This is a genomic window from Polaribacter litorisediminis (assembly GCF_019968605.1).
In the GTDB taxonomy this organism is placed as follows: domain Bacteria; phylum Bacteroidota; class Bacteroidia; order Flavobacteriales; family Flavobacteriaceae; genus Polaribacter; species Polaribacter litorisediminis.
This window is the reverse complement of sequence record NZ_CP082966.1, coordinates 2,391,935-2,405,000: the sequence shown is the minus strand read 5'-3', so window position 1 is coordinate 2,405,000 and position 13,066 is coordinate 2,391,935. Positions and strand designations below refer to the sequence as shown.

The window sequence follows — 13,066 nt, the reverse complement described above, 5'->3', positions numbered from 1 at the left end:
CAACTCTTTTTTTTACAAGTATTCTGAACTCGTTTCAGTATCCAAAAAAACTTACAATATTATTTTATCATATGTTAATTCATTTGTTATTAAAGAATTTAAGTATTCAATGAGCAAAATATTTAATTATAAATGTTTTACTCTTTTCATAACAGCAAGCTTAGGGTGGTTATAGCATTGGGGCTCACCTCTTCCCATCTCGAACAGAGAAGTTAAGCCCAACAGCGCCGATGGTACTGCATTTTTGTGGGAGAGTAGGTCGCCGCCTTTCTTATTAACTAAACCTCAATTCATCTGAATTGAGGTTTTTTTATGCTGGAAATGTATACGAGATAGCAATAATATAGCGTATTTTCGTTATTTATTTGAAGTTTAGTTTATGTAATAATGAGATGTAAAAAATTTCTACTTTTCTTTTCTTTTTTCTCTATGTATTCAGTGAGTGGTCAAGTTGGAGGGGAATCGGTATATCAATTTTTAAATTTATCTACTTCAGCAAGACAAATTGCGTTAGGTGGTGAAGTTTTAACCTTAATGGATGATGTGAATCAACCTATTTGGAATCCAGCGGTTATTAATCCTGAATTGGATGGTAAAATTGCTGTTAATTATTCCAGTTTTTTGGCTGGAATTAATATGGGTTCTATTTCTTATGCACAGCAACTGTCAAGAAGGTTTGGAACCATTCATGGAAGTATAAAGTACTTAGATTACGGTACTTTAATAGGAGCTGATGAATCTGGATTAGAAACTGGTAATTTTAATGCGAACGATATTGCCATTTCTGTGGGATATTCTTTTAATTTGCCTTGGACCAATGTTTATATGGGAACAAATATTAAATTTATTAGTTCTAATATTGCTAACTTTACCTCTTTCGGAGCCGCAATAGATTTTGGGATTTTATATTACAGCCCATATAAAGCTTATTCATTTACAATTGTAGGGAGAAATATGGGTGTTCAAATGAAATCTTATAATGGAATGCGAGAAAATTTACCTTCTAAAATTTCTTTTGGAGCCTCTTATCAATTGGAATATGTGCCTTTAAAATGGTATGCTACCTTGGATAATTTACAACAATGGGACGTTTCTGTACCTAATCCTTCTAACCAGACTATCGATTTAGAGGGAAATATTATCACCGAAAAGATTGGTTTTCTTGGTAATTCGTTAAGACATTTTATAATTGGAGCTGAATTATTACCTGAAAGTGTCATTAATTTAAGAGTAGGTTATAACTTTAGGAGAGGGGCTGAACTAAAACTTCAAAATGTGAGAACTTTTGGTGGTATCTCTTTTGGTTTCGGAATACAAATGAATAGATTAAAGTTTAACTATGCATTTTCTAAATATCATTCAGCTTCAAACAATAGTACTTTTAGTTTACAAATAGATTTAGATAAAAGATAAAAATTATATGAATAAAAAAATTACAATTGCAATTGATGGATTTTCATCTACGGGAAAAAGTACTATTGCTAAATTATTAGCAAAGAAATATAATTATATTTATGTAGATACTGGTGCCATGTATAGGGCTGTTAGTTTGTTTGCTAAACAACATAATTTAGTGGGTATAGATTTTTTTCATTCAGAAAAATTGATTTCTAATTTACAAGAGATTTCTCTTTCATTTCGGTTTAATAAAGAGTTAGGTTTTTCAGAAATGTTTTTAAATGGACAAAATGTAGAGAAAGAAATAAGAACTTTAGAAATTTCTCAATTAGTGAGTAAGGTGGCTACTATTTCTGAAGTAAGAAGAAAGCTCGTTAAAGAACAGCAAGAAATGGGAAAACATGGAGGAATTGTAATGGATGGAAGAGATATTGGAACTGTTGTTTTTCCGAATGCTGATTTAAAACTTTTCATGTCAGCTTCTGCGGATAAAAGAGCAACAAGACGCTATAAAGAATTAATTGATAGAGGAGATGATGTTAATTTTAAGGACATTCTTTTTAATGTGCAAGAAAGGGATAGAATAGATTCTACAAGAAAAGACTCTCCATTGGTAAAAGCAGATGATGCTATAGAATTCGATAATTCTGATATGGGAATTACGGAACAATTTGATCGTATTTGTACTTTAGTAAACCGTAAATTAATTGAAAATTAAGTTTTGATAAAAACTTTGCCAGGTCTAAACTTGAGCAACATATATTTTTAAATTCAAACCAAAAAAATTATGAGGAGATTGATCTATTTGCGTGATTTCTTTATCGCTGATGATTCCGGATTTATAACAATTCCGTTTTGAAATTATTGCAGTCATCAATCTTTGTGATCAACAGATTTTTTTTCTTTGTCCGAAGGAACATATTGTGTTTATAGAACGTCTTCAATCAATGAATTTTCTTGATTACAAGAGTACGTAACTAAAAAAATAGAATATTTACATATTTCATATTTCTTTAAACGATAAAAATTAGCAACTTACAATTTTAAGGAATATTTAAATATTTGTGTGTTTGAAGAGAAATTTTCCATTTTGGATTTTTCATGACATAATCAACAATTTGAGATGTCATTTTTTCTTTTTTACTCCATTCTGGTTGCAAAAATAATTGACATTTGTTTCCCACTTTTGCAGCTTGTTCTTCTGCAAAAATGAAATCAGCTTTGTTGTGGATAATCATTTTTAGTTCATCTGCTTCTGCGTAGGCCTCTTTTAGCGGTAATTTGTTTCTTTTAGGGGATAAACAAAACCAATCCCATATTCCAGAAAACGCATAGGCTCCAGAAGTTTCTATATGCGTTTTTATGTTATTTTTTTGAAGTAATTCAGTAATATAATCCATGGACCACATTAAAGGTTCGCCACCTGTAATGACTACCGTATTGGCATATTTTTTTACATTGTTCACAATGTTATCTGCTAAAGTTGGTGGGTGTAAATCCGCATTCCAACTTTCTTTTACATCACACCAATGGCAACCTACGTCACAGCCTCCAACTCTAACAAAGTAAGCAGCAGTTCCTGTGTGGCAACCTTCACCTTGAATGGTATAAAACTCTTCCATTAATGGGAGCATTATACCTTTATCAACTAAATTTTGTGTTTTTTTATCCATCTGTATTAAAATAAACCCCAATGGTTTTTAAAAATGCAAAGGTAGTTTTTTGCTTATCAAGAATAAAATGTATTTGAGATTAAAAAGTGAGTCAAAAGAATATATTTTAGACAGGATTTTACCAATTTTATACCAATTCTGTTTTGAAATTATTGTAAAATAAAATGATGATTTTTTTTCTTTCTAGAAAATAGAAACATTCGTTACGGTTTTTTTTATGTTAAAATAGAAAGGAAAAAAGGGTGTTTTATTGTGGTCATTTCAATGCAGCATTAGTATTAGTTAGATTATGATCAAGATATTAAGAATTGCTAGTGTAAAACCTATTATTATTATTATTATTATATAGTGTTGTCCGATTAAAATTAGGTAAAGTGTTTTAAAGTATTGATAGTCTTGATTTTCAAGAGTTTTTAAAGTAGTACACCTTGCTATTAAAACCGCTTTAGAATTTATGATGTATCGAAAAATTTAAAATCGTAATAATATTGTTTTTCAGTTAGTTACATTCAAGTTTTTGCTCTTGGTTCTAACAGCGAAAGCGGTCTTTTTATCTTTTATCGGACAACAATGATTATGATTATTATTATTATTGTCTTACCGCAATAATTTCAATTTCAATTTTTGCACCCGCTACTAAAGTGGCTTCAAAGGTTGTTCTCGCGGGTAGATTATCAGTAAAAAAAGTACGATAAATTGTATTCATTTTAGAGAAATCATTTACATCTGATAAAATTACAGTGCATTTAATAACATCTTTTAAAGTCAATTGGTGATGCTTTAAAACTGCTTCAATATTTATTATGGCTTGTCTGGTTTCTGCTTCTATGCCACCTTTTACAATTTTTCCAGTAGTATGATTTTTACCAATTTGACCTGTTAAAAAGAATAAATTGTTTACCTGTACAGCATCAGAAAAAGGAGCATTTTTTCGGCTTTTTTCATGAGATTTATGATGTTTGATGAGCGAATGCGTGTTGTTTTTACAGGATACACTCATAAGAAATAGAAAAATAAGGAATAATTTTAAAATAAGTTTCATAAGATTTTGATTGTCAATTGATTTATAATGAACGTCAAAAATAAAAATTTTAATGGTAAGACTTTCAAAATCAAGTATTTTTTGTAAATTTGCACTCCTTTTTACGGTAACAGATTTAGAAAAGGAAATTTAAACGAAAAATTATAAAAACATCTCTCATTGTTTTAATCGTTAAAAATCTGAATAACAATAAGATACAAAAATTATTTTCAGAAATGTCTGAAGAAACAAAAAACACTGAAGAGCAAGTAGTTGCTGCTGAAGTACAAGAAACAGCAACTCCAGCTGCAGAAGTTAAACAAGATCCTACTCAATTTTTAGCGGATTTTAACTGGCATAAGTACGAACAAGGTATTGAAGCTGTTGATGAAGAAAAATTAAAGGCTTTTGAAGAAGCTTTAGTAGGAACTGTAGGTTTCGTAAATGAGCGTGATGTAATTGAAGGAACTGTAATCAGAATTACGGATAGAGATGCGATTATCGATATCAATTCTAAATCTGAAGGAGTTATTTCTTTGAACGAATTTCGTTATAACCAAGGTTTAAAAGAGGGTGATACTGTAGAAGTATTAGTTGACAAAAGAGAAGATTCTTCTGGTCAGTTAGTTTTATCTCATAGAAAAGCAAGAGTAATTAAAGCTTGGGAGCGTGTTAACAATGCGCATGAAACTGGTGAAGTCGTTAATGGTTTCGTTAAATGTAGAACTAGAGGTGGTATGATTGTAGATGTTTTCGGAATTGAAGCATTCTTACCAGGATCTCAGATTGACGTAAAGCCAATTAGAGATTACGATCAATATGTAGAAAAAACAATGGAATTTAAAGTTGTGAAAATCAATCACGAATTTAAAAACGTTGTGGTATCTCATAAAGCACTTATCGAAGCGGATATTGAACTACAGAAAAAGGAAATTATTGGTCAATTAGAAAAAGGACAAGTATTAGAAGGTATTGTTAAAAATATTACTTCTTATGGAGTCTTTGTTGATTTAGGTGGTGTTGATGGATTGGTGCATATTACTGATTTATCTTGGTCAAGAATCAATCATCCTAATGAAGTTGTAGAATTAGATCAAAAATTAAATGTTGTAATTTTAGATTTTGATGATAACAAATCTAGAATACAATTAGGTTTAAAACAATTAACCGCGCATCCTTGGGAAGCTTTAAGTACTGATTTAAAAGTTGGAGATAAAGTGAACGGTGAAGTTGTTGTTATTGCTGATTATGGCGCATTTGTTGAAGTAGAACAAGGAGTTGAAGGATTAATTCACGTGAGTGAAATGTCTTGGTCAACACACTTACGTTCTGCACAAGATTTCGTAAAAGTTGGTGATAAAGTTGAAGCTCAAATTTTAACTTTAGATAGAGAAGACCGTAAAATGTCTTTAGGTATTAAACAATTACATCCAGATCCTTGGACAGATATTACAACTAAATTCCCAGTAGGTTCAACACACACAGGTACGGTAAGAAATTACACAAACTTTGGTGTTTTTGTTGAGCTAGAAGAAGGAATTGATGGTTTAGTATATATTTCTGATTTATCTTGGACTAAGAAAATTAAGCATCCGTCAGATTTTGTAACTGTTGGTCAGCAATTAGAAGTTCAAGTTTTAGAATTAGATGTAGAAAATAGAAAATTAAATCTAGGTCATAAGCAAACACAAGATAATCCTTGGGATGCTCATGAAGCTACCTACGCAATTGGTTCTATTCATGAAGGTCTTGTAAAAGAAAAGAATGATAAAGGAGCAGTAATAACTTTTTCTGATGGTGTAGAAGGTTTTGCGCCAAGCAGATTCTTAGAAAAAGAAGATGGTACAAAACTAGAAAAAGGAGAAACGTTGAAGTTTATCGTTTTAGAATTTTCTAAAGAATACAGAAGAGTAGTTGTATCTCATACGTCTATTTTTAAAGAGCAAGAAAGAAAAAATATCAAAGCAGCTGTTAAGAAATCAGCAGATGCAGAAAAAACCACTTTTGGTGATATTGGAGGTCTTGCAGCTTTAAAGAAGAAAATGGAAGCTGGAGCAAAAAAGAAGAAATAATTTCTACTTTTATTCGCTGATATGTATATTATCTAAAAGCCGTAGCTATATGCTACGGCTTTTTTTGTGATATTAAAATTAGAAATACATTCTACCAGTGATTTTAAATGATAATTGGTGTTAATTTCCTTTTGCTGGTTTTGGAAATGGAGGAGGAGTAATTTCCTTTTTTGCTGTTAATTGTTTCATTAATTCTTTTACAGCTCTTTCTAATTGTGGGTCTTTTCCTAAGGATAAAGATTTTGCATCTTGCCTAACTTTAATATCTGGAGCAATGCCTTTATTTTCTGCAATCCACTCATTTTTAATAGGATCAAAAACGGCATTATCCGGAGCTGTTAAAGAACCTCCATCTATTAATCTGTAATGTGTAGATGATTTTACCAATCCACCCCAGGTGGTCATTCCGATAAGTTTTCCAGCTTTTTGTTGTCTAAAAACCCAAGGGAAAAAATCACCACCAGAACCAGCTAATTCATTAATCAATAAAACTTTTGGTCCGAGAATTCCAGCGGGTAATGTAAAAGGTTTTCCATTGGGTACTTCATTGGTTAACCCAGCGCGTAAACTTCTAGTCATTAAATCTACCATATAATCATCTAATAATCCTCCACCATTAAAACGTTCATCAATTACAGCGCCCTCTTTATCTTGTTGCGCAAAATAATAACGATTAAAAGATACATAACCAGGACCACCGGTATTTGGAACCCAAACATACCCTAATCTTCCATCTGAAAGTTTTTCTACTAACCTTCTGTTATCTTCTACCCAAGTTCTTTGTCGTAAACCGTTTTCACTTCTAATGGGCAAAACAGTTTCTTTCCAAGAATCTTTAAACTGCGCATTACTATTGATATGTAAAATGGTTTGTTTATTATTTGTGCCATTTAAAAATTCATAAATATTTTCATCCGTAGTAATTTCTTTTCCATTAATACCCACAATAAAATATCCTTCTTTAATATTTAAATCCGGAGCATCTAACGGACCATTTAAACCTGGATTCCAGCTCTCTGTAGTATAAATTCTGTTGATTTTCCAATATTTATTTGTGGCATCTAAATCTGCGCCTAATAGGCCTACTTGAGATTTATCGATACTAGGAAAATCTCCTCCTCTAACAAAACTATGTCCTACAGATAACTCACCATTAACCTGATCTAAAACATAATTTAAATCTGCTCTATGTTTAATAAAGGGAACTAGCGGAGCATATCTTTTATAAACTATTTTCCAATCTCTACCATGTATGTTTGGGTCGTAAAAATAATCTCTTTCATATCTGTAAGCCTCTTCAAACATTTGTTCCCATTCTGCAATTCTATTTAATTTCATTTGCAGATTTACTTTTACGGGCTTTCCAGTTTTACCATTTGAACCAGCAGTTTCAATTACCTTCCAATTTCCATCAACTCTTGCTAACATATGTTCTCCATTGTTTGTAATAGAAACACTGCTTGCTACAGAAATAAAATCTTTAGCTTTTTTATCTTTTAAATTATATTTCTTTAATGTGGCACCGCTTTGATTTGGTATACTTTCTGCAATAAAAACAGTCCCTTCTTTTCCTGCTAATAAGTACCAATAATTTCTTGAAGGAATATTTAAAGGGAAAGTTCTTCTTGATAATCCCTCAAAATCTATATTGATTGTTTTTGGCTTAGCATCTTTTTTATTTTCCTTTTTTTGCTCTTCGTCTTTTTCTTTTTTAATGATTTCTTCATCACTTTTGGGCTTAAAAGGCGAAGCGTCTTTTTTGTTGAGATTTACAACGTAAGCAGCATAACTAGGGTTAGAAGTCATAGCGCTAGTATTTGCCCAGCCAGAACCTAATGCTACGTTAGTACTCGCTAAAAAATACATTTGTTTTTTGTTCAAATCCCAAACAGGAGAAAATGAATCTGCAAAAGCATCCGTAATGGGAGTAGATTTATTGGTTGCTTTAGACCAAATATAGATTTGCCTAAAGTTATTACTTCCTGATTTTTCATAAGCAATCCAATTAGAGTCCGGAGCCCAATTCAGAATAATGCTCGACCGCTCAATATTATTCCCACCAACATCAATCGTTTTAATTTTTTTAGTTTCAAGATTAACGATTCGTAAGCGTACATCATCATCTACAAATCCAATATATTTTCCATCTGGAGACCAAGTTGGGTTCCAAGCCATTTTAGATTCTCCTATTGAAATTTTTACAATGTCAGACATTCCATCTTGATTCGCTGTAAATAATGCATATCCTTTTCTGTCTTTGTCAGAAAACCAAGCAATTTTATTTCCTTTTGGTGACCAAATTGGGGCTCTATCTGCAGTACCTGAGCTTTGTGTAATATTTCTTGCATCTCCATATTTTAAAGGAACGGTAAAAATTTCTCCTCTAGATTCAAAAATGGCTCTTTTTCCATTTGGGGATAAGGAAGAGGAAGTCGCTGATTTTGTTACGTTTTCAAATTTAGTTTCTGCCCAAGGAAAATCTCCAATAACATTAATATCTAGTTGCGCAGATTTATAAGAAGAAAGATTAAATGTGTGTAAATATCCGTCACGTTCATAAGTCAACATATTTTTATGACCAGAAAGCCATTTAATATCAGAACCTTTAAATTTGGTTAGTTGGGATAAAGTTTTACTAGTAATATTATATTGCCAAATATTCATGACCAAATCTCTATCCGAAAGAAAATAAATATTTTCTCCAATCCATAAAGGCTGAATGTCAGTACTATTATTATGGGGCAATAATGTTTCTTTTGATGTTTTTGTGTCTAAAACAATTAAAGGAGTATTTTGACCACCTCTATAAGCTCTCCACTCCACATCCCATCGACTCATTTTATCAATTACGATACTTTTTCCATTCTCTGAAAAAGAACCATCAAATCCCCATTGTTTAGAAATTAAAGAAGGCGCTCCACCTTTTACAGGAACCGTCCAAAGTCTATTATAAGGTCTGGGAGCAGTTTCTCTAGAACTTGCATAGAGCACTGATTTCCCATCATTTGTCCAACCTCGAACACTAGCACCATTTGGGTGCCAAGTTAATCTTTTAACCTCTCCACCCTTTATAGAAACCACATAGACGGCATTTTGACCAGATCTGTTAGAAGAAAAAGCAATCCATTTTCCATCGGGAGATATATATGGATTTGATTCTACAGCAGATGTGCTGGTTATTCTTTTTGCTTGACTATTGCCTAATTCGTTTACCCAAACATCTGCACCATAGGTATATACAATATGAGAGTCATTTATATCGGGTTGTCTTAATAATCTTGTTTCTTGACCAAAAACAGTAATAGTATGGAAGCAAAGAAATATAATTATGACTGAAAAAAAAATGTGCTTTTTTTTTGTTGGATACATTTTGAAAAGTTTAAATTCATATGCTTTAAATATAAGGAAAAGAAAAAAAATATAAAATTTTACCAGTATTCTATATTAATTTCTATTTATTCTTATATTTATAGAATTCTCTTAAGACAATAAAATGATGAAACAATTCTTATATAGTTTAGTAATAATCCTTTTTGCTGCAAGTTGCAACCAAGAAGCAAATAAAGAGGTTAAAATAATTCCTGATACCTATTGGGGTGAAAATCCTTGGCCAGAAATTAGAAAAAAAAGAATGAATACTTTATTGCCAAAGGCCTTAAAAAGTGCCAATGTTGATGCTTGGTTGGTAATTTGTAGAGAAAACAACAATGACCCATTAGCAGATCATGTTGGTGGTGAGAACGCAGGCGGAACAGCTGCTTTTTTATTTTATAATGATAAGGAAGGTTTTCATTCTTTGGTTTTTTCTCCTTCAGGAGAAGCTACTGCTCTAGATGAATTAAATGTTCATGATAAAGTTGTACCCGTTGAAAGAGGAACATCCGCAGTAAAAATGGTTGTAGATTTTATAAAGGAGAAAAACTTTGAAAATATTGCTATCAATTCATCCGCATCAAACTCAACTGCAGATGGTTTAACGTATACGCAAAGAATTGAGTTAGAAAATTTTTTAGGAGATGAGAAGGATAAATTAGTTTCATCAACCGAAGTAGTCTATGAGTGGTTGTCTATTAAATTACCTGAAGAAGTAGAAATCTTGACAAAAGCAGCTCAATTGACGGCTGATTTTCAAGTGGAAGCTTATGAGCAAGTAATCCCCGGAGTATCTACAGATGCAGATATTGCAAAATTTTTAAAGAAAAAAATGAGTGAATATGGCGTGAAAGACGGGTGGGCTCCAAGTCAAAACCCGAATGTAAATTCTGGTCCAGATCGAGGTCATTCTCATGCAACCGATAAAATTATTATGCCAGGTGATGTTATTCAAATTGATTTTGGCATCAAACTGTATGATCGTTGGGTGAGTGATATTCAGCGTTTTGCTTATGTATTAAAAGAAGGAGAAACAAAAGCTCCAAAAGATATTGAATATTACTGGGAAAGTGGAAAAGCAGGTAGCAGAGCGGCATTAACAGCTATGAAACCTGGTGTAAAAGGAGTGGATGTAGATAAAGCTCAAAGAGTTTTAATGACCGCAGCAAAATCTGAATATGTTATGTGGAGTACAGGACATCCTGTGGGATATGTAGCTCATGATGTAGGACCAAATTTAGGAGGATCTCAAGCATCGCATGTAAGGCCGGCTTCTGAAAAAATATTAAAAGAAGGAATGACCTTTGCTTTTGATGGTTTTCATGCATGGAAAAGAGCAGACGGAACAGAGAAAACAATTTCTGTAGAAGAAATGGCAGTGGTGACTAAAGATGGAGCTCAGTATTTAATTAAACCTCAAGAAGAGTTGATTTTAATTTCGAGTACTACCAATTCTGCCTTGAAATAACCGCAATAAAACGCCCTTTTTCCTTTCTATTTTAATATAACAAGAAACCATAACGAATGCTGCTTTATTTTTCTAATAATTCTTGTTCTTCTTGTCTCATCTTTTCTGTTTGAATAAATTTAATACTTTTTTTTTATTCAGACAGAGTTGAGTTTACAGTCTCCAATAATTTCAAACCAGAATGGGTATAATAAGTAAGATGTACTTTGTTCTAAGAAATACCGAGCCAGAAAACTAAAGTACCATTGATGTTTATTTAGACAGAGTTAAGTTTACAGTCTTCTATTTTTTACGAATCAGTCTTGCGGATTTAAGGATGAAATTAAAAATCTAACTTCATATTTACATTCTCTTCTGTGTAAGAAATAGAGAAAGTAAATTTTTTTAAGTTTGCCTCTAAATGTGCATTCGAATCTTTGTTTGACCATAAAATACTTAATTTGTCTTTAGAAACATTTCTAATATTTACTTCACCTAAAAATGCTTTTAAAGTATTTCTTAAACGCATTATTTTAAGCTGATTCATTACAACTCCCTTTTGTAAACCTTGCTCAATATCTTCTTTAGAAAGTGTTGTTCTGTTAATTTCTTTATGACCACCACTACCGCCTTTATCTGCAGCTGCATAGTTGTTTTTACCTGCAAAAAGGTCTAAATACCAGACCTGGGGAATACCAGGCATAAACATCTGGATGGCTCTTGCTAATAGTAATTTTTGTTCATTTTCGCCCAAAGCACTAAAAAAAGTTGCGTTAACTTGATAATAGGATATTTTATTTCCAGCCGCATCAAATAGGTTTTTTACTCTACCACCACGTTTTAAAACTGTATTCATTATTGATTCTATTTCAAAATCTTCTAACAAACCTTTGTTATAAATGCCATTCACTTCTTTTCCTTTTAGATCTAGCACAGGAATGCCATCGTGACAACCCAGCATATTTACTGTTTTATAACCTTTGCTTATGATTTCATTTGCCCAAGTTATCAACGCTTTGTTATTTCCTGTTTCAAGCGTATGAATCATTAAACCTGGTAAGAAAAAATCGTAGATTTGATACCCTTCTTTGGCAACTTCATCATGTAAATTTAAACCATATTCTGCATGAATTTCGGGTAAAAGAATTAAATCATTTTTTTTGGCAATTTTATGAATACGATTTAAATAATTCCAAGTTCCTGGTTTATTGAAAAAGTTAGACTGACCAACTTCTTTGTGCAGATAGGCAAAAGCGTCTAATCGTAATATCTTACATCCAAAGCTTTTTACTTTTGATAATGTTTCTTCATAAAAATCCCAAACTAATTCAGATTTTGCATTGACATCCATCTGACCTAAATAAGACCTTTTTTTTAAAACGATCTTAAGAGTATCTTCTTTAAATTGTTCAAGTTCGCAGAAATTAACAGTTTTTAAGTCTAAATTATTTTCAATAGCAAAATTTACTTTTTCACAGATTAATTTTGCGTTTTCTGAACTTAACCCTTCAATCGTATTTAAATCTTCTTTTTTAATTTTATGTAATTTTATTTCTTGATAAAAGGTATTCCAATATGGTTTTTCTGATCCATCAGGAAAAGGAACTTTTAAAACAGGAAGTCCAGATTTTCTCATAAATAATTTATTGAGAAACTCTTCTTTTGGAATGATAATTTCCTCATCATTTTTAATACCATTTTCTTCCCAAAATGTATTCCAATTGATGAAAAAATCTTTGAATTTTGATTTATCTCCATACGTTAATAAATCTTTGAATTGTGGAGAATTCACAGATAGATGATTTAGAACAATATCAAACTTCAGTAAAATATTGAGTTCTTCTAAAGCTTTTAAATCCTCTTTAGAAACGAACTCTTTGTTAATATTGTAATCAATGATTGAAAAACCTCTATCTAAATCGCTATTAAAAAAAGTGGGTAACACATAAAATAAAGAAAAAACATCTTTGAATTCTTTTTTTTGTAGCATTTGTATGGTATCACTTAACTTGTGTCCAATACTATCTGGGTATGCGTTTAACATTACGCCGTTAGAGATAGATTTTTCTTTTTTCTGATTCAT

Annotated in this window: 8 protein-coding genes and 1 rRNA gene; 5 read left to right on the top strand and 4 right to left on the bottom strand. The window is 31.6% G+C overall.

Going from position 1 to position 13,066, the window contains the following annotated elements:
• The first annotated feature begins 161 nt into the window (after nt 1-161).
• From rrf to cmk, 3 genes are all read left to right on the top strand, one after another.
• A 5S ribosomal RNA gene (gene rrf / locus K8354_RS10345) occupies nt 162-271 on the top strand.
• A gap of 116 nt (nt 272-387) precedes the next feature.
• Nucleotides 388-1,413: a type IX secretion system protein PorQ gene (gene porQ, locus K8354_RS10340; protein ID WP_223439372.1), complete on the top strand. Its 1,026-nt coding sequence runs from the start codon at nt 388-390 to the stop codon at nt 1,411-1,413.
• A 7-nt stretch (nt 1,414-1,420) separates the two neighbouring features.
• Nucleotides 1,421-2,116: a (d)CMP kinase gene (gene cmk / locus K8354_RS10335; RefSeq protein ID WP_223439371.1), complete on the top strand. Its 696-nt coding sequence runs from the start codon at nt 1,421-1,423 to the stop codon at nt 2,114-2,116.
• 325 nt (nt 2,117-2,441) lie between these two features.
• On the opposite strand, the gene K8354_RS10330 is transcribed toward cmk, so the two are convergent.
• Both K8354_RS10330 and K8354_RS10325 read right to left on the bottom strand, forming a co-directional pair.
• On the bottom strand, nt 2,442-3,071 hold the full coding sequence (locus K8354_RS10330; protein ID WP_223439370.1) for a 7-carboxy-7-deazaguanine synthase QueE: 630 nt from the start codon (nt 3,069-3,071) through the stop codon (nt 2,442-2,444).
• 589 nt (nt 3,072-3,660) lie between these two features.
• Nucleotides 3,661-4,113, bottom strand: coding sequence for a RidA family protein (locus tag K8354_RS10325; RefSeq protein ID WP_223439369.1), 453 nt, complete (start codon nt 4,111-4,113; stop codon nt 3,661-3,663).
• A gap of 215 nt (nt 4,114-4,328) precedes the next feature.
• On the opposite strand from K8354_RS10325, the gene rpsA reads away from it, so the two are divergent.
• The gene (gene rpsA, locus K8354_RS10320; protein ID WP_223439368.1) at nt 4,329-6,164 is read left to right on the top strand and encodes a 30S ribosomal protein S1; all 1,836 of its coding nucleotides are present in this window, start codon (nt 4,329-4,331) and stop codon (nt 6,162-6,164) included.
• 120 nt (nt 6,165-6,284) lie between these two features.
• On the opposite strand, the gene K8354_RS18905 is transcribed toward rpsA, so the two are convergent.
• Nucleotides 6,285-9,533 carry a S41 family peptidase gene (locus tag K8354_RS18905; protein WP_223439367.1) on the bottom strand — a complete coding sequence of 1,083 codons (3,249 nt, stop codon included), beginning with the start codon at nt 9,531-9,533 and terminating at the stop codon, nt 6,285-6,287.
• Between the two features lie 124 nt (nt 9,534-9,657).
• Between K8354_RS18905 and K8354_RS10310 the strand changes: the two genes are divergently transcribed.
• On the top strand, nt 9,658-11,004 hold the full coding sequence (locus tag K8354_RS10310; RefSeq protein ID WP_223439366.1) for a M24 family metallopeptidase: 1,347 nt from the start codon (nt 9,658-9,660) through the stop codon (nt 11,002-11,004).
• Nucleotides 11,005-11,326: 322 nt separating this feature from the next.
• Here K8354_RS10310 and K8354_RS10305 read toward each other — a convergent pair whose 3' ends face one another.
• Nucleotides 11,327-13,066: an alpha-amylase family protein gene (locus tag K8354_RS10305; RefSeq protein ID WP_223439365.1), complete on the bottom strand. Its 1,740-nt coding sequence runs from the start codon at nt 13,064-13,066 to the stop codon at nt 11,327-11,329.

What these genes read in the sequence shown, in the direction of transcription:
- K8354_RS10310 (WP_223439366.1), top strand. Translation starts at nt 9,658, where the DNA reads ATGATGAAACAATTCTTATATAGTTTAGTAATAATCCTTTTTGCTGCA.
- K8354_RS10330 (WP_223439370.1), bottom strand. Translation starts at nt 3,071, where the DNA reads ATGGATAAAAAAACACAAAATTTAGTTGATAAAGGTATAATGCTCCCA.
- K8354_RS18905 (WP_223439367.1), bottom strand. Translation starts at nt 9,533, where the DNA reads ATGTATCCAACAAAAAAAAAGCACATTTTTTTTTCAGTCATAATTATA.
- rpsA (WP_223439368.1), top strand. Translation starts at nt 4,329, where the DNA reads ATGTCTGAAGAAACAAAAAACACTGAAGAGCAAGTAGTTGCTGCTGAA.
- cmk (WP_223439371.1), top strand. Translation starts at nt 1,421, where the DNA reads ATGAATAAAAAAATTACAATTGCAATTGATGGATTTTCATCTACGGGA.
- porQ (WP_223439372.1), top strand. Translation starts at nt 388, where the DNA reads ATGAGATGTAAAAAATTTCTACTTTTCTTTTCTTTTTTCTCTATGTAT.
- K8354_RS10305 (WP_223439365.1), bottom strand. Translation starts at nt 13,066, where the DNA reads ATGAATCAGAAAAAAGAAAAATCTATCTCTAACGGCGTAATGTTAAAC.
- K8354_RS10325 (WP_223439369.1), bottom strand. Translation starts at nt 4,113, where the DNA reads ATGAAACTTATTTTAAAATTATTCCTTATTTTTCTATTTCTTATGAGT.